The sequence below is a fragment of the Paraburkholderia sp. BR13444 genome, from assembly GCF_040948755.1.
Classification (GTDB): Bacteria; Pseudomonadota; Gammaproteobacteria; order Burkholderiales; family Burkholderiaceae; genus Paraburkholderia; species Paraburkholderia youngii.
Genome location: NZ_JBFPKM010000023.1, coordinates 62,461 through 77,988, shown reverse-complemented (window position 1 = coordinate 77,988; position 15,528 = coordinate 62,461). Strand labels below are relative to the sequence as shown.

The window sequence follows — 15,528 nt, the reverse complement described above, 5'->3', positions numbered from 1 at the left end:
ACCGCGATTTATGTTGCGCTGCGAACACTAGCACCCGCCTTCGGCCGATTTTCCTGGGGCTTATGTTTTGCAAGCAAGGTCAATAAGGTCTGTTCGGAAACCGGTTTCGACAAAAGCTTCATGCCACTGGCGGCAACTTTTTTGAGCACAGCTGACGAGGTGTCGCCTGACCACAGGATCGCCGGGATCGAAGCATCGGTAGCAGCGCGGACCGCCAGAATCGCAGCAATACCGTCCTCGTTTTCCAGCCGGTAGTCTGAGAGGATGAAGTGCGGACCACTTGCCAACGCTTCAATGCGCAACTGTTCGATGACGTCGGATGATGATTCCCCCGCCACGACGTAGCAGCCATGCTCGATCAGGCGCATCGATATTTCGATTCTCAGGTCGCTGTTGTCCTCGATGATCGCCACGACCATATCGGTCAGGTCCGCTTCGCCGTCTTCAACCGTTTGAACCTCGCCGAGCAACTCCGGCGGTATGCGTTCCACGAAGGGGACCGTCACGGAAAAACGCGATCCCCGCCCGGGTGCCGAGTTCACATCCAGTCTGTGACCAAGAAGGTTCGCGAGCCCCTGGACAATGGCCAGACCCAGTCCAAACCCTTTTTCGCGATTCCTCTCGGGATTGTCGACCTGGACATAGCTTTTGAAGATATCCGCCTGTCTACCTTCCGGGATACCGATCCCGTTGTCCCAGACGCTTATCCTTACGCACGTGCCACGCCTCTGGCAACTCACCAGAACATGTCCCTTCTTTTCCCTCTGCCCGCAAGGCGTGTAACGGACCGCATTGATCACCATATTCCGGACGATCCGGTCCAACGCATGCCGATCCGTACGGACCAGATAAGGGCGACTATGGAGTCGTAATCTCAGTCCCTTCGCCTCAGCCAGCGGCTGCATATCCGCAACTATGCCGCGTAAAAGGGAAGTCAGCGCTACCTCCTGAATTTCCACACTCCAGGTGCCGGACTCGAGGCGGCAGATATCCAGCGCCCCGTTAATCATCCCTTCCATCGTATCCACCTGCCTTTGCGCCATCGAGACGTCATCGACCATCCTGGTTGCTTCAATGCTCCGCTCAATGAAACTTAACTTCAGGCCGAGCGTGGTGAGAGGCTGGCGCAAGTCATGACTTATCGCAGCGATAAGCAGGCTCTTCTCCGCCTTCGCCGCTTCAGCCCGCTCTCGCGCCTCATCAAGAATAATCTCTTTAACATATGCGTGTTTCTCATTGTAAAAAACAAAAAACGCGAGTAAACAATAGCCAATTAGTTGAGCCGTATAAAAGACCAGCATAAATGGCCGGTGAATAAACAGGGGGGGTCCAAGGCTAAATCCGAACGGGATAGCGCCGAGCACGAATGAACCCAAATTCGCGCGAAGACTGGGGGCGAGCAGCAGCAAGGTAAATGTATGGCTGATTAGCGTGTACTCAAGGAAGCCAGAACTGGCCAATTTGACGTAGCGAGTTTGGGGCGAGATGAAATCGGGTGGGGTTAGCCCAAAGCTACCCGCTGCCCACCAGAACGATGTCAGCGTGACCAATGCAGCCCATGCCCAATGTAGCTGCTCGACCGCGCTGACGCCAGCGTGCTTCGGGAGCGCCATGGTCTTTTTCAGTAAGTATGCTGCCATGGGAGTCGCCACCCCCCACAGTCCCAGGGGCCAGCCGACGCGGAACCAAAGATAGCTATCCGACGTTTTGATCCACGAGCCATACACGCACAGCAGCGAGGCTCCGACCGAAACCAGCGCGGTCCAACATAGCGCTCGCCGAGACAGCGATTGCAATAACTCGCGTTTGACGTGGAGATTCTGCTCAGCACTGAGTGCTGCAACAGGTCCCACAAAAAGATTCACAAAATCAGCGAATCTGCGGCGCCCGGTTGAGTGGGCCTTTTCATCCGCTAACTGTGATGTTCTGGGCCGGGGCGGCGTTTCGCTCCCGTCAGAATCACGTGGCGTTCGAGTACAGGAAGCCATAACAGGCCGGCAATCAGGTGCAGCTTCGCTCCGTTGTGCTGGCTTCGTGTTTGCCTGCCCTCTCTTTCTCCCGTCATCGGTCAATGTTTTTGGCTTATATTCTGCAAGTAAGGTCAATAAGGTCTGTTCGGAAACCGGTTTCGACAAAAGCTTCATGCCACTGGCGGCAACTTTTTTGAGCACAGCTGACGAGGTGTCGCCTGACCACAGGATCGCCGGGATCGAAGCATCGGTAGCAGCGCGGACCGCCTGAATCGCAGCAATACCGTCCTCGTTTTCCAGCCGGTAGTCTGAGAGGATGAAGTGCGGACCACTTGCCAACGCTTCAATGCGCAACTGTTCGATGACGTCGGATGATGATCCCCCCGCCACGACGTAGCAGCCATGCTCGATCAGGCGCATCGATATTTCGATTCTCAGGTCGCTGTTGTCCTCGATGATCGCCACGACCATATCGGTCAGGTCCGCTTCGCCGTCTTCAACCGTTTGAACCTCGCCGAGCAACTCCGGCGGTATGCGTTCCACGAAGGGGACCGTCACGGAAAAACGCGAGCCCCGCCCGGGTGCCGAGTTCACATCCAGTCTGTGACCAAGAAGGTTCGCGAGCCCCTGGACAATGGCCAGACCCAGTCCGAACCCTTTTTCGCGATTCCTCTCGGGATTGTCGACCTGGACATAGCTTTTGAAGATATCCGCCTGTCTACCTTCCGGGATACCGATCCCGTTGTCCCAGACGCTTATCCTTACGCACGTGCCACGCCTCTGGCAACTCACCAGAACATGTCCCTTCTTTTCCCTCTGCCCGCAAGGCGTGTAACGGACCGCATTGATCACCATATTCCGGACGATCCGGTCCAACGCATGCCGATCCGTACGGACCAGATAAGGGCGACTATGGAGTCGTAATCTCAGTCCCTTCGCCTCAGCCAGCGGCTGCATATCCGCAACTATGCCGCGTAAAAGGGAAGTCAGCGCTACCTCCTGAATTTCCACACTCCAGGTGCCGGACTCGAGGCGGCAGATATCCAGCGCCCCGTTAATCATCCCCTCCATCGCAGCCATCTGCCTTTGCGCAATTGAGACGTCTACGGCCAGGCTGGTCGATTTAACGCATCGCTCGATAAAACCTAACTTCAGGCCGAGCGTGGTGAGAGGCTGGCGCAAGTCATGGCTTACGGCAGCCATAAACTGGTTCTTTTCCAGCATTGCCGCTACCGCCTGAGCTCGCGCTTCCTCGAGAACAACCTCTTTTACACATATGAGTTGCTGATCGTTGCAGATGTACCGGGCGACGACGCAATAGCCAATTAGTTGAGCCGTATACCAGTCAAACATCCCCGGCCGGTGAATAAAAAACCCCGGCGCCATGTCAAATGCGAATGGGATCGTGCCGACCAGCAGTGCACCTAAAGCCGCACGAAAACTGGGCGCGAGCAGCAGCAACGTAATTGCCTGGCCGATCATAGTCAGTTCCATGAAGCCATACCTGGCAAATCTGAAGTGGTGGCTATGGACGATCACGCCGATCACGTAGGTGGGTGGTATTAGCCCAAAGCTGGCCGCAGCCCACCAGAACGATGTCAGCATGACCAATGCAGCCCATGCCCAATGTAGCTGCCCGACCGCGCTGACGCCGGCGTGCTTCGGGAGCATCATTGTTTTTTTCAGTAAGTATGCTGCGAAAGGAGCGGCCAGTACCCAGAGTCCCATGATCCAGACGACACGGAACCATGGATAGATATCCGACGTTTTGGTCCAGGCTCCAACTACGAACCAAAACGGGCTTACGACCAACAAAAGCGCGATCCAATACACCGACCGGCGGGACAGCGATTGCAATAACTTGCGTTTGACGAGGAGATTCTGTTCAGCACTGAGTGCTGCAACGGCAACGGGTCCGGCAAAAAATTTTTTGGATTCAGCGAACCTGCGGCGCACGATTTCCCGAATCGTTTCACTCACGCCCACTGGTGTTCTGGCCCTGACATTTTCGCTCGCGTCAGAATCACTTGATGTTCGAGAACAGGACGCCATAACAGGCCTCCGGGCGGGAGTCAGGGGCAGCTACAGACTATTGTGCTAGCAGTCCGCCAGCAAGTCGATGACAAGTGTGCTGTTTTAGGCCGAACAAATGTTCGTGATCCACGCAGATCGTTGCAACCGCCCGCAGTACCAGCAAGCACGGCTCGCCAGTTGCGATATTGGTCGCTCCATGTATGCCGCGTCGAACTACATCTGTAACCGGGCGCGCTACGTACTCTGACAACGGGATCAGGGCGAACAATCGCAAAACGACACCGAACATTTATTCTCCAGCAAAGGAACATTTAATACCGAACATCAAACTATCGACGTAATTACAACTGACACGGTTTCACGGCGAAATAACGCAACATAATTCGACACATGGGGGGCGTTAATAACCGCACAACTGGCCCGCCTTCTTCTCCTGTCGAGTGCCTATTGTGAGTACGTCTCCATAACCGGCCGGCGCGGAAAACGCAGTGCGTACGGGCGCCCGTATTGCCGCAGTGCCAGATTGACAACCATGAGGGGGTGCATCATGAAGTGGCTTATCCAGGCAGTTGCACTAGCGGGCGCGATCGCCGCGCCGATGGCGTCTTTCGCGCAATCGGATCAGCCGGTCACGCGTGACCAGGTCAAGGCAGAGTTGCTGCAGCTCGAACAGAATGGCTATAACCCTGCTGCCAAAAACGATGCCCAATATCCCGCGGATATTCAGGCTGCCGAAGCGCGCGTCGCCGCGCAGCGCGCAAATGGCCAGGATACGTCGGGATATGGGGCGCCGCTGGGCGGCTCGTCGTCATCCGGTTCTGGCCAACATCCGATGGTGGTTGATCCGGACGGTCAATGACGCGTGGTGAACGGCCTGCCGTGACGATATCGCCGCTGCGGGTCGTTTTCGTCCGTCGCGCCGCTCTGGGACTTGTCCTCGTGGCGCACGTTGTTCATTTTTTGCCATCGTCTGCCGTCTATCGTCTGTCGGCACCCGTATTGCCGCAGTGCCGGATAGACCACTATGAGGGGGCCATCATGAAGTCGTCTTACCACGCAGTGGCAAAAACTGTCGCGTACCTTTTGGTCGCATGCTCAGCATCGCTGGCTGCACCTGCTTTCGCAGGCGCGTACGTACCTTGTCGCTCCGGCAGCGCAGCGACAGCAACGCAAAGCGGTAAAACGATGCCGTTGCACCACGCCAGCGTGGTTCACAAGAACAATGGCGGCGTCAACGGCGGCATGCCGACCCCGTCGCAGTCCGGCAAACGCGTTCCCGGGGGCGACTCCATCGATCCCATGTATCGAGGAGGTTGATGCGCCCAAGACAGCACTTCGAGAAAACTGGCGCGCTGACCAGATGTTTCCGAAGCACGCTACGGCCGGGAATGGTGATCGTGCTTATGTGAGGAGGTCGCATGCGCAAGTTCAAACCCGTAGTTGCGCTCAAACTCGTCGCCGTGCTGCTGGGAGTCGGTCTGGCGAATTGCGTCAGTCTGGCACGCGACTGGCCGCCAGAACCGATGTTCGTCATTAACGCCGAGCCGGGGCCTTTCCTGATAACGGACGTTTTTGATTTTTTGGACATCGTCTATGTGCACCCGTATCGCCGCGGTGCCCGATAGACAACTATGAGGAGGTGCATCATGAAGTCGCTTATCCAGGCAGTTGCACTTGCGGCCGCGATCGCTGCGCCGGGCGTGTCTTTCGCACAATCGGAGCAGCCGGTCACGCGCGCGCAGGTCAAGGCGGAGATTCTCCAGCTTGAGCAGAATGGCTATAACCCGGCCAACGCGCTCGATGCCCAGTATCCCGCGGACATTCAGGCCGCCGAAGCGAAGATCGCTGCACAGGACAGCCAGCAGGCGGCCCAAAGTGACGTTGGCGGCGCGACGACCAACGCCACTGCACAGGCAAGCCAGCAGGCGGGCAGCAATGACGTTGGCGGAACGACCGTTGGCGCCTCGGCTTCCGGCAGCGTCCCGCAGGTGTCGAAGCCCTCGCCATCTTCGTGCGTTGGTCCCGCAAGTTACTGCAACCTTTTCTTCGGTAATTGACCGCTGATGGGGCCGTCCGACACCGCGCCGACGATCCGGGTAACGTGCCTCTGGATCGTCGGGGCGTCATGGCCGTACAGAGTACGACAGCTACCACCTCGATTCGGCCCTGAACGGTCCGCAAAATGAGGACAGTCCATGGACATGAGCACCAGAGAAGCCAGCCCGGCGGCACCGACGCAGAGCGGCGTATCTGCTGCACCAAAGGCGTCGACGCCAGATAGTGGGGTCGCGCGATCGTTTGCAATCCTCCTTGGGTTTCAGTGTCTCGGCGAGTTAATCGTCTATGTCACGCGAGCTCCTGTTCCCGGACCCGTGCTTGGCATGGTGCTATTGCTTTGCCTGCTCTCGGCCAAACCCTCTGTCGTGCCTGCCGTCGAGCAGGTCTCTCGCGGACTGTTGAATCACCTTTCACTGTTTTTTGTACCCGCAGGTGTGGGCGTCATGGTCTTCGCGCCGCAGCTGAAAAGCCAACTGTTCGCACTCGCCCTTGCCATCGTTGTCAGCACGATTCTTTCGATGGCGATTGCTGCGCTAGTGACAGGCATGTTGCTGACGAGGCTCGACAGAAAGCAATCACAACACAAGGCTGCGACGGCGCCACGCGGTTAGGCAGATTCTGCCGCCGCAAGGAGGAGGGGCCATGTCAATCGGTGAACTGTCCGTTTCTGTCAATGCGATCGTGGCCGCGTCGCCTCTGCCGGCGCTCACGGCAACCGTCGGCGTCTACATCGTTGCCTGCCGCCTTCACACTCTGGCGCGGAAAAATCCCCTGGCCAACCCGGTAGCGATCTCCGTGTTGCTCATGATCGCAATACTGTATTTGACAGGCACCTCCTACAGCGCATATTTCGCGGGCGCGAAATTGATTCACTTTCTACTGGGCCCGTCGGTCATTGCATTGGCTATTCCGCTACACCATCAGATGCCCAGGCTCAGACGAGCGCTCGTGCCGCTGCTTGGCGGGCTGATCGCGGGCTCGGCCGCGGCTGTTGCCTCTGCGATTGCGATATGTGTCTGGCTACATTGTCCGTTCGTGACGGTCGCGTCGGTCGCTCCGAAGTCGGTCACTACGGCCGTAGCAATGCTGATCTCGGCAAAAATTGGTGGTTTGCCCTCGCTCACCGCGGCGATCGTCATCCTGACCGGCATTACCGGTGCGACGCTGAGCAACGTGGTCCTGGATACCGTTGGTGTGCGGCGTGACGACGTGCGCGGCTTTGCAATGGGTGTTGCTTCCCACGGCATAGGTACTGCCAGGGCGTTTCAGATCAGCGAAGAAGCAGGCGCCGACTCGGGACTGGGCATGGCGATGAACGGCACTATGTCGGCGTTTGTCCTCCCAGTGCTCCTGCCCATCCTGAGCGGTTGGTTGATTTGACGAACCGCGGATCCCGGCATGCGCCCGCGTTCCTATCGTTACCGGGCAAAAAGACTTTTCGATACTCAATGGAACAAGAGCCCGGGGTGCGGGACCGTTCGACTTCAAAACCAACGAATCATTCACGTACACCCTGAACCTGGACGGTACTCGTGCGAATGCACATCACCTTCCCGGACGGAAAAGATATCAGGACGGAGTTCCTCGTGATGGACGGAGGCAAACAGATGTACAGCGTCGTGAGCGCTTACCAGTTAACCTCCCCCTTACCGCTTCCGATGGAACCAGTTGCGCCCAGGGTTGCACGCTTGGAATTAATGCGAGCACGACTTCTATCCTTGTCGGCGCGCAGGAGCTTGAGCCACCACAGCATCGACGGCAGCTATCGAAGTGATCCGGTCATCCGCGGCGGCGCCTCATGGGTAGCACACGGTTTATTGCAGAAATCCTGCGTTACGCAGTGCTTCCTCAGCGGCCTCATGATCTTGAAGGGATGCTCCGCCAGAAATACCGATGCCCCCAACCAGACGCCCTTCATGGAAGATCGGTACGCCACCGCCGACCGGCGTCAGCCGCGGATGGTGTGCCAGCGGGGCAACGGCGGGCTCGGCCATGTACTGATTCCATTGGTGCGTGGCCATGCCGAACGACGCGGCGGTCCATGCCTTGTCAATGGCGACGTCAACGGTGAGGAACGGGGCGGTATCCGCGCGCTCGAAAGCGCGCAGGTGACCTCCCGCATCTGTAATGGCGATTGTCGCGGCAAATCCGCGCGCGGCGCAGGCGCGGCGCGCCTCTGCCAGCAGTGCTTGGGCGGCTTCCAAGCTGATCGTTGCCGTGCTGATGATTTGCGATGTCATGTTGATGCTCGTTCTCAGAAGGGTTCAGTGGTTGGAGACAACGACCTTGCCGATCATGTTGCCCGCCTCGACCAGCTCATGCGCTTCGATCAGACCTGCGGCGTTGATGCCGTCAATGCGGCGGGTCAGCGTGTGCTTGAGGCGGCCCAGATCGACCAGATCCGCCGCGCGGCGCAGCAACGCTTGTTGCCGTGCGAGGGTGTCGGTGGCGAACATCGCACGGGTGAACATCAGCTCCCAGTGAATCGAGATGGATTTCCCCTTGAACGGACCGATGTCCAGACCCACCGGGTCGTCGATGAGGGCGAACTGGCCTTCCGGGCGCAGCACGGCGGCGATCTGAGGCACATAGGCGGCGCTGTTGTTTAACCCGGCAACATGGGTGACATGCTCGATACCGAGCGCGGCCAGCTGGGTTGCCCAAGGCTGATGGTGATCGAGGACGTAATGCGCCCCATGAGCCAGCACCCACTCGCGGGTTTCCGGCCGCGAGGCCGTGCCGATGACGGTCATGCCGGTCAACTCGCGCGCCAGTTGGGTCAGAATCGAGCCGACGCCGCCCGCCGCTCCGATGACGAGCAGCACGTTGTTGTCGGTCGGATCCGCTGCCTGAACACGCAGACGGTCGAACAGCAGTTCCCACGCGGTGATCGCGGTCAGCGGCAACGAAGCGGCTTCTGCGAAATCCAGTGATGTCGGCATGGGTCCGACGATGCGTTCGTCCACGGCGTGCAGTTCGCTGTTGCAGCCGGGCCGTTTGATGTCACCCGCGTACCAGACACGGTCGCCCGGCTTGAAGCGGGTGGCCAGCGGACCGGTCGCGCGGACGATTCCCGCCGCGTCCCAGCCGGCGATGCGCGCACCGCCTTCCGGAATATCTCCACCGCGCCGGATTTTGGTATCGACCGGGTTGACCGATACCGCTTTCACTTCCACCAGCAGATCGTGGTCGCGCAGTTCCGGCGTCGGCAACTCGATGTCCTGCAGCGCCTGCGGGTGGCTGATGGGATGGTTCTGATAGAAGCCGATGGCTCTCATACACGTGCTCTCCAAGGGGTATGAGACCATGTTATCTTTCGTCGATATACCGATAAATACCCGTCCAGCCCAAACAGTTTCAGCATTTCAATGAAAATGATTCGACTCGATGACGTTCAGATCTTCGTGCACACGGTGGACTACGGCAGCTTCTCGGAGGCGGCGCGCCAGTTGAATATCGCGCCCGCACATGCGAGTGCGTCAGTGCAGCGGCTCGAAAAGGCGCTGGACACGCGCCTGTTCACTCGTTCGACGCGGAGCATGCAACTGTCGGACGCCGGGGAGCGATACCTGCCGCATGCGCGGGTCATGATTGGTGCGTTGGAGCAAGGCGAGCAGGCCCTGGCAAACAGCCGGGGGGCGCTGACCGGGCCGCTGCGGCTGTCCGCTCCGTCTGACTTTGGTCGAAACCTGCTGGTGCCGTGGCTGGATGAATTTCAGCACCTGCACCCTGGACTGTCGCTGCACCTGAAAATGAGCGACAGGGCGGCCGACCTGACCCGCCAGCCGCTGGATGCCGTCGTGCGCTACGGAGCGCTACCTGATTCGTCTCTTCTGGCCATGAAGCTGGTCGACAACAACCGACGTGCATTGTGTGCCGCGCCGTCATACCTCGAACTGCATGGCGTACCGGCCAAAGTTGAGGACCTGCGGCGACACAACTGCCTTCGGTATGTCTGGAGCGAGCAGGTACATGAACGCTGGCGCTTCACGCTGCCCGGGGGCGAGCGCACCGTGGCAGTCACGGGTAATCGCATCAGCGACGATGCCGATGTCGTCCGTCGCTGGGCGATAGCCGGGGAAGGACTCGTCTATAAGTCGCGGCTGGACCTCATTGACGATCTAAAGGCAGGTCGACTGGTGGAGTTATTTCCCCCGGAGTATTGCGAGCCTGCGCCGCTGCACCTGATTTGTGCTCACCGTGCGCAACTGTCGCCGGCGATTAACGCGTTGCATGCTTTCTTGCGGGAGCGATGTGCTGCATTGCTCGCCAGCTATCCATTGAGGGGGCACTCAGGCTGTAGTCGCGACTTAAATTGCCGCCTCCAGAGCGCAACGGACGTCTGAATGCCGAACCTCTTTGCCCGCGAAGGTCGTCTGTTGGATGAACTTCGGTCATTGAGCCGCCGAAACAGACTGCCGTCGAACACAAACTCATTGTCGGCGCGGATATCATGATTTCCCCAGCAAGGGACCGCTCATGCGCCGTTAGCGAGAGCCGCGCCGAATCAAGTTGCGGGCCGACTGCAACCGGCCGCGCAAACCAGCACCGGCTCGCGGGCGCCGGCGCCCCCAATGGCGAGGCTCAGAATTGCTTGCCGAGCGAGACGCCCACCACGTCTTCGGACAGGTGAACATTCGCATTGCCTCCACCGAAGGCTGCGGGAATCGAGCTGTCGCCGTTCACCGTGTTCTTGAACGCATGTCCATAGAAGAGGCCGAATGATGTTTTCGCATCGGGCTTCCACGTGGCGCCCAGGGTCGCCTGATCCTGCACAACACCCGGTGCGAGGATATTCAGGAATGTTTCCGTGCTAGCCACCGGCTGGCTCGAATGACTGTAGCCTGCCCGGAGCGTGAGATGGCTCGATACATCATAGCTAGTGCCGATCTTGATCACGTTCGTGTTGCGCCAGCCAAAGCCTGGGCCGTCGGACGATCCCAACGCATTGCCTGCAAACAGGTTGGCGAGCGGATTCGCGATCGAATTCACGTTGCCGTACATAATGCGCTGAAAGTCGGCCGCCACCGTCCATGCCGGCGTGACCTTCCAGGAAAACCCGAGACCGTAGTTCTCCGGGATGTCGAATGAGCCGCCGTCCGCGAAGAGACCTTTGTATTTGTCGAAACGGCCATGAATCTTCGATGCCCACGTCACGCCGACGGTCAGTGTCGGCGTAATCTCCCCGGTATAGCCAAGATGCACGCCAACCCCGACCGAAGTGTCGGCGCCCTGATCGGTTACGTTGCCGGGCGCGACCGACATGCCAGTGAACGGCTGCAGCCCGCTTGCCGTAAAGCGTTGAAACGCGACGTTCAGGCCGATGCCGAACGCGTGCCGGTCGAGCAGTTTGTAAGCAATTGTCGGCGAGAGAAACATCTGTTCGAGATCCACGCCTGCTGACCCCTTGGCACCGAACGCTTGATAGGGATTATGGGCGTAGCCGGTGTCGAGCCCCCCGTTCGCGTACAGTGCAAGGCCCGCATACACGTTCGGCAGAAACTGATATGTAACGCCGAATTCGGGCAGCACGAAGATCGAGCGATTATTGCCGTCGTAGTCGCCGTTAGCACCGTAACCGTTGCCGGACACGTTGGCGCCACGATCTGGCAGGAAGAGACTGATGCCGCCATCGATGCGGTTACCAACGAAGGCAATGCCTGCGGGATTGGCCGCAGCGGCAAGGGCGTCCTGCGGAAAGCCGATGCCGACGCCGGCCATGCCCTGTGATGCGACGCCGTAGCCGTTGGAAAAATAGCCGTTGGTGGCCCATGCAAAGGTTGGTGCTGCCGCGACGACAGCAATGAGTGCGCGAGTGGCTTGTAGCTTCATTGTTTCCCCGAATAATATTTGGAATAGTCAGGGGGACGGAGTGTATTGATTCGGTCTCGCGCCTCAAACCAAGTTTTTCACATAAGCACTAGGTTAAAAACATATAAGGTTTCTCCGCCGATGAGTTTTTCCGATTCTTGCATTGACCTTTGGACCATGCAGGCTTCAGCGGAGAAAGCCTGCGCGCTACTCAAGGGCTCGCCAATCCGGATCCTCTACTGATCATGTGTCGTATGTCTTAGGATGAGACGTCCGTCGGCGAACGTCATCGGACAGCGGCGGCACCTCCCTAAAGCCATAACTGCATTTGCTCAAAGCGAGGACATGGTTGAGCCGTCGAGGACGCAACGCCGAAAGGCAGAATGCCTGAGCCGTATCGCCGGTTCCGAAGACGCGTATGACTATGACCGGTGTACGTCGCACTTAGACCTTATCGCCGCTGCGCGGCTAGGCAACCCCGTTTAGCCAGTGCTGCCGTTGCAATGCGCGATCTGAATCACGCAATGTCGAACCTGTAAAGTCTTGCAGGCGTGTCTGCCAGGACAATGCTGCGCTCTTCTTCAACCGGGAGCAGCGCGCGCAGAAGTTCGAGCGCGTGAGTAAAATCCTCGTCTGCTTCAAACTGCGTATGCGGCCAGTCGCTGCCCCACATAAGGCGATGCACGCCAAAGGCCGCTTTCAGAAAATGAAATGCTTCCTGCGCATCATGGTCATCCGGGCGAAGCTGCCGTCGATTCCGGTACGCGGCCGATATCTTCACCCACACACGCCGCGTTTCAGCCAGTTGAAGAAGACGGCGAAAGCCTACGTCTTTTACACCGATATGCGGATCGGGCCTGCCGAAGTGATCGACGACGACATTCATGCCAGCGTCCAGAAGCGGCTCGACGATGCCCTGCAGCCGCGCAGCTTCCGCATGCACCTCGACATGCCATTTCAGATCGCGGACATGGGCGAGCGTTTGCGCGCTCACCCATCTGTCGAGCGGCTGATCGGAATGTCCGATCAGGTTCAGCCGAATCCCTGCAATGCCCGCATTCGCCATCTCCGTCAGTGTGTCGATCCGACAATCACGCTCGATCACCGCGACACCGCGTAGCCGCTGCGGCGCGCGGCGCAACGCATCGAGCATATAGCTGCAATCGGTGCCGAGGAAGCTGGGCTGCACAAGCACGCCGTGCGATACGCCGTGCGTGTCCAGTTGGGCAAGGTATGCGTCGAGCGTGGCGTCGTAGTCGGGCACGTAGCGACGCTTTTGGGCGAGCGGCAAGCCGCGCTCGAATACATGAGCATGAGTATCGACAGCTGCAATGTGGGCTGGACGATACACAGCCTGCCGGTGGCTCGCCTCTATCCTCGACTTCTCCATCATGGACGTTCCTTCATCACCAGTCTTGCGCGGCTACGGCGAATGCCTTGCCCGTCAATGCCTTTGCGCGTGAGAAAGCGCGCCTGTGTGTTCGGGCTCGAACGTGGCTTCGCCCAGCGTGCGGCCGCGTGTCTCGGGCAGCATCAGCACTGACAGAACGACAATTGCGTATGCGAGTCCCGCATCGATGCCGATCGCCGTTCCAAGCGACATGGTCGCGGACATGTGCCCGACGAGCACCGGAAATCCCGCCGACACGACGCGGCCGAAGTTGTAGCAAAACCCGACGCCAGTGCCACGCATCCCGCGCGGATACAGCTCGTTGAACAGCGCGCCCATGCTTGCCGGAATGCCCGCTGCAAAAAAGCCTAGCGGAAAGCCGAAGAACAGCATCGCGGTATTGCCGAGCGGTAGGAACAGATACGCGATCACCGTTATCACGCAGCAGATCGCAAACGTGAGTATGGTCTTGCGGCGTCCGATGCGATCAAGCAGCTGCGCACTCACGAGGCACCCGGAAAAGAACGCGACGATCACGACGGCGAGGTAGCCGCCCGTACTCAAGACCGACAGATGGCGCTCGCTTTTCAGAAACGTTGGCAGCCAGGTCATCAGCGCGTAGTAGCCGCCATGCGCACCAACGCCGAGCAGTGCGCCGATCAGCGTCATGCGCAGCACTTGCGGAGAAAAGATGCCGACGACAAGGCCAGGCGTCGGCTGCTGACGCGCCCGCGCATCGCGCGTTGCGCGGGCCGGCGCGGCAGGCTCCTGCACGCCGCGTCGGACGTACAGAATCAGAAGCGCCGGAACGATGCCAACCCCGAACATCACGCGCCACGCGGTATCCGCAGGCAGCAGCGAGAACATCAGCGCATACAGCAGCACCGCTGCGCCCCAGCCGACCGCCCATGCGCTCTGCACGCTGCCCATCGCCTTGCCGCGATGCTCATTGCGGATGGTCTCGGCCATCAGCACGGCGCCCGCCGCCCATTCTCCGCCAAAGCCGAACCCCTGCAGTGTCTTCAGCACGAGGAACTGTGGATAGTTCTGCGCGAACGCGCACAGGAACGTGAACACGGAAAAACACGCGACCGTCCATTGCAGCGTCTTTACGCGCCCCAGCCGGTCCGACATCATCCCCGCGATCCAGCCACCCAGCGCCGACGCCACCAGCGTGACGCCGCTGACGAGCCCCCGCTTGCGTGCGGCTGATCGACCACTCGGCGATGATCGCCGGAATCACGAGGCTGAACATCTGCACATCGAGCGAATCAAGCGCCCATCCGCCGAAGCACGCCCAAAACGTCCGGCGTTCATTGCCTGAAATCTGGCTGAACCACTTGAACATTCCAGTCTCCTACGTCGTCGTTCCTGCGTGGGAACAACGTGTTTGTGAAGGCGCGCGATCCCTAGCGGATCTCGGCCTGATAGATGAATTCGCTGGCAGGCCCGCGTGAGCGGCGCCATTCGAGCGGCTGTCTGTCGTAGCCGTATGCAAGACGCTCGATGACGACGGCGGGCGTACCCGGCTCGATGCGTAACAGCCGTGCATGCAACGGGCCAATGGCTTCGACGGTCAGTGTTTCCGTGGCGGACGCTACGACCTGATTGCATTGCGCCTCGTACACGGGATACAGCAGGTCACCGACTTCATTCAGGTCCATCTGCGCAAACGCCGCAAACCGGACATAGGGCAGCCAGATTTCTTCAGCGAGCATCGGCACGCCGTCGATCAGCCGCAGGCGAGTCATCTGGATCACGCGCGCGCTACTCGAAATCTGCAAGATCGCGGCGACAGCCGACGGCGCATCGACGACCTCGCGTCGCAAGATGCGGCTCTCTGGAATGCGTCGTTCGCCTTGCCGTGTCTGGAAGCGGAAGAAACGAAACAGGGAGCTGTCGAAGCTCGCGCGGCGCACGAACGTCCCTCTGCCCTGAAAGCGTTCCAGCAGGCCTTCCGCGACGAGCAGATCGACGGCCTTGCGGACCGTCCCGACCGCCACGTCGTAGCTTTTGGCGAGCGCCTGCTCGGTAGGGATCGCTTCACCCGGCCGCCAATGGCGAGCCGCGATCAGAGCGACCATTTCGTCGCGCAAACGCTGGTAACGGGGCAACCGGTCATCGGCAGGCATCGTAGTCTCCGTTCAATTCATCTATATGATTTCATGATCTAGGCCGACCGTAGATCAGTGATAACCCTGTGTATGCCTTGAAATTTAGGTTCCAGCGGGTTTCTACCCATTGTCGAGAAAACAGATTCACCTA

At 59.2% G+C, this 15,528-nt stretch carries 12 protein-coding genes and 1 pseudogene; 6 read left to right on the top strand and 7 right to left on the bottom strand.

The annotated features are described in order from the left end of the window. Nucleotides 1-8: 8 nt before the first annotated feature. Complete coding sequence (locus AB3X95_RS36500; protein WP_368623797.1) at nucleotides 9-3,950, bottom strand: ATP-binding protein; 3,942 nt, start codon at nucleotides 3,948-3,950, stop codon at nucleotides 9-11. 601 nt (nucleotides 3,951-4,551) lie between these two features. On the opposite strand from AB3X95_RS36500, the gene AB3X95_RS36495 reads away from it, so the two are divergent. From AB3X95_RS36495 to AB3X95_RS36475, 5 genes are all read left to right on the top strand, one after another. Then, nucleotides 4,552-4,863, top strand: coding sequence for a DUF4148 domain-containing protein (locus tag AB3X95_RS36495; RefSeq protein ID WP_176120778.1), 312 nt, complete (start codon nucleotides 4,552-4,554; stop codon nucleotides 4,861-4,863). Nucleotides 4,864-5,422: 559 nt separating this feature from the next. Next, nucleotides 5,423-5,629, top strand: coding sequence for a hypothetical protein (locus AB3X95_RS36490; RefSeq protein ID WP_176120463.1), 207 nt, complete (start codon nucleotides 5,423-5,425; stop codon nucleotides 5,627-5,629). 21 nt (nucleotides 5,630-5,650) lie between these two features. Beyond that, nucleotides 5,651-6,061, top strand: coding sequence for a DUF4148 domain-containing protein (locus AB3X95_RS36485; RefSeq protein ID WP_176120462.1), 411 nt, complete (start codon nucleotides 5,651-5,653; stop codon nucleotides 6,059-6,061). Between the two features lie 138 nt (nucleotides 6,062-6,199). Further along, complete coding sequence (locus tag AB3X95_RS36480) at nucleotides 6,200-6,673, top strand: CidA/LrgA family protein (protein WP_176120461.1); 474 nt, start codon at nucleotides 6,200-6,202, stop codon at nucleotides 6,671-6,673. Between the two features lie 31 nt (nucleotides 6,674-6,704). After that, a complete protein-coding gene (locus tag AB3X95_RS36475) occupies nucleotides 6,705-7,442 on the top strand; it encodes an LrgB family protein (protein WP_368623796.1) in 738 nt (245 codons plus the stop codon). 434 nt (nucleotides 7,443-7,876) lie between these two features. Here AB3X95_RS36475 and AB3X95_RS36470 read toward each other — a convergent pair whose 3' ends face one another. Continuing rightward, the gene (locus AB3X95_RS36470; RefSeq protein ID WP_176120459.1) at nucleotides 7,877-8,302 is read right to left on the bottom strand and encodes a heme-binding protein; all 426 of its coding nucleotides are present in this window, start codon (nucleotides 8,300-8,302) and stop codon (nucleotides 7,877-7,879) included. Nucleotides 8,303-8,326: 24 nt separating this feature from the next. Beyond that, on the bottom strand, nucleotides 8,327-9,340 hold the full coding sequence (locus tag AB3X95_RS36465; protein ID WP_368623795.1) for a zinc-binding alcohol dehydrogenase family protein: 1,014 nt from the start codon (nucleotides 9,338-9,340) through the stop codon (nucleotides 8,327-8,329). Nucleotides 9,341-9,436: 96 nt separating this feature from the next. On the opposite strand from AB3X95_RS36465, the gene AB3X95_RS36460 reads away from it, so the two are divergent. Continuing rightward, nucleotides 9,437-10,408, top strand: coding sequence for a LysR family transcriptional regulator (locus AB3X95_RS36460; protein WP_368623809.1), 972 nt, complete (start codon nucleotides 9,437-9,439; stop codon nucleotides 10,406-10,408). Nucleotides 10,409-10,646: 238 nt separating this feature from the next. Here the strand turns inward: AB3X95_RS36460 and AB3X95_RS36455 are convergent, their stop codons facing one another. The 4 genes and pseudogenes from AB3X95_RS36455 to AB3X95_RS36440 form a co-directional block, all read right to left on the bottom strand. Beyond that, a complete protein-coding gene (locus tag AB3X95_RS36455; RefSeq protein WP_176125205.1) occupies nucleotides 10,647-11,894 on the bottom strand; it encodes an OmpP1/FadL family transporter in 1,248 nt (415 codons plus the stop codon). Between the two features lie 496 nt (nucleotides 11,895-12,390). Beyond that, complete coding sequence (locus tag AB3X95_RS36450; protein WP_368623794.1) at nucleotides 12,391-13,266, bottom strand: amidohydrolase; 876 nt, start codon at nucleotides 13,264-13,266, stop codon at nucleotides 12,391-12,393. A 51-nt stretch (nucleotides 13,267-13,317) separates the two neighbouring features. Continuing rightward, a pseudogene (locus tag AB3X95_RS36445) lies at nucleotides 13,318-14,611 on the bottom strand (MFS transporter). 61 nt (nucleotides 14,612-14,672) lie between these two features. After that, a complete protein-coding gene (locus AB3X95_RS36440) occupies nucleotides 14,673-15,395 on the bottom strand; it encodes a GntR family transcriptional regulator (RefSeq protein ID WP_008922347.1) in 723 nt (240 codons plus the stop codon). Nucleotides 15,396-15,528 lie beyond the last annotated feature (133 nt).

What these genes read in the sequence shown, in the direction of transcription:
- AB3X95_RS36495 (WP_176120778.1), top strand. Translation starts at nt 4,552, where the DNA reads ATGAAGTGGCTTATCCAGGCAGTTGCACTAGCGGGCGCGATCGCCGCG.
- AB3X95_RS36490 (WP_176120463.1), top strand. Translation starts at nt 5,423, where the DNA reads ATGCGCAAGTTCAAACCCGTAGTTGCGCTCAAACTCGTCGCCGTGCTG.
- AB3X95_RS36485 (WP_176120462.1), top strand. Translation starts at nt 5,651, where the DNA reads ATGAAGTCGCTTATCCAGGCAGTTGCACTTGCGGCCGCGATCGCTGCG.
- AB3X95_RS36480 (WP_176120461.1), top strand. Translation starts at nt 6,200, where the DNA reads ATGGACATGAGCACCAGAGAAGCCAGCCCGGCGGCACCGACGCAGAGC.
- AB3X95_RS36475 (WP_368623796.1), top strand. Translation starts at nt 6,705, where the DNA reads ATGTCAATCGGTGAACTGTCCGTTTCTGTCAATGCGATCGTGGCCGCG.
- AB3X95_RS36470 (WP_176120459.1), bottom strand. Translation starts at nt 8,302, where the DNA reads ATGACATCGCAAATCATCAGCACGGCAACGATCAGCTTGGAAGCCGCC.
- AB3X95_RS36465 (WP_368623795.1), bottom strand. Translation starts at nt 9,340, where the DNA reads ATGAGAGCCATCGGCTTCTATCAGAACCATCCCATCAGCCACCCGCAG.
- AB3X95_RS36460 (WP_368623809.1), top strand. Translation starts at nt 9,437, where the DNA reads ATGATTCGACTCGATGACGTTCAGATCTTCGTGCACACGGTGGACTAC.
- AB3X95_RS36455 (WP_176125205.1), bottom strand. Translation starts at nt 11,894, where the DNA reads ATGAAGCTACAAGCCACTCGCGCACTCATTGCTGTCGTCGCGGCAGCA.
- AB3X95_RS36450 (WP_368623794.1), bottom strand. Translation starts at nt 13,266, where the DNA reads ATGATGGAGAAGTCGAGGATAGAGGCGAGCCACCGGCAGGCTGTGTAT.
- AB3X95_RS36440 (WP_008922347.1), bottom strand. Translation starts at nt 15,395, where the DNA reads ATGCCTGCCGATGACCGGTTGCCCCGTTACCAGCGTTTGCGCGACGAA.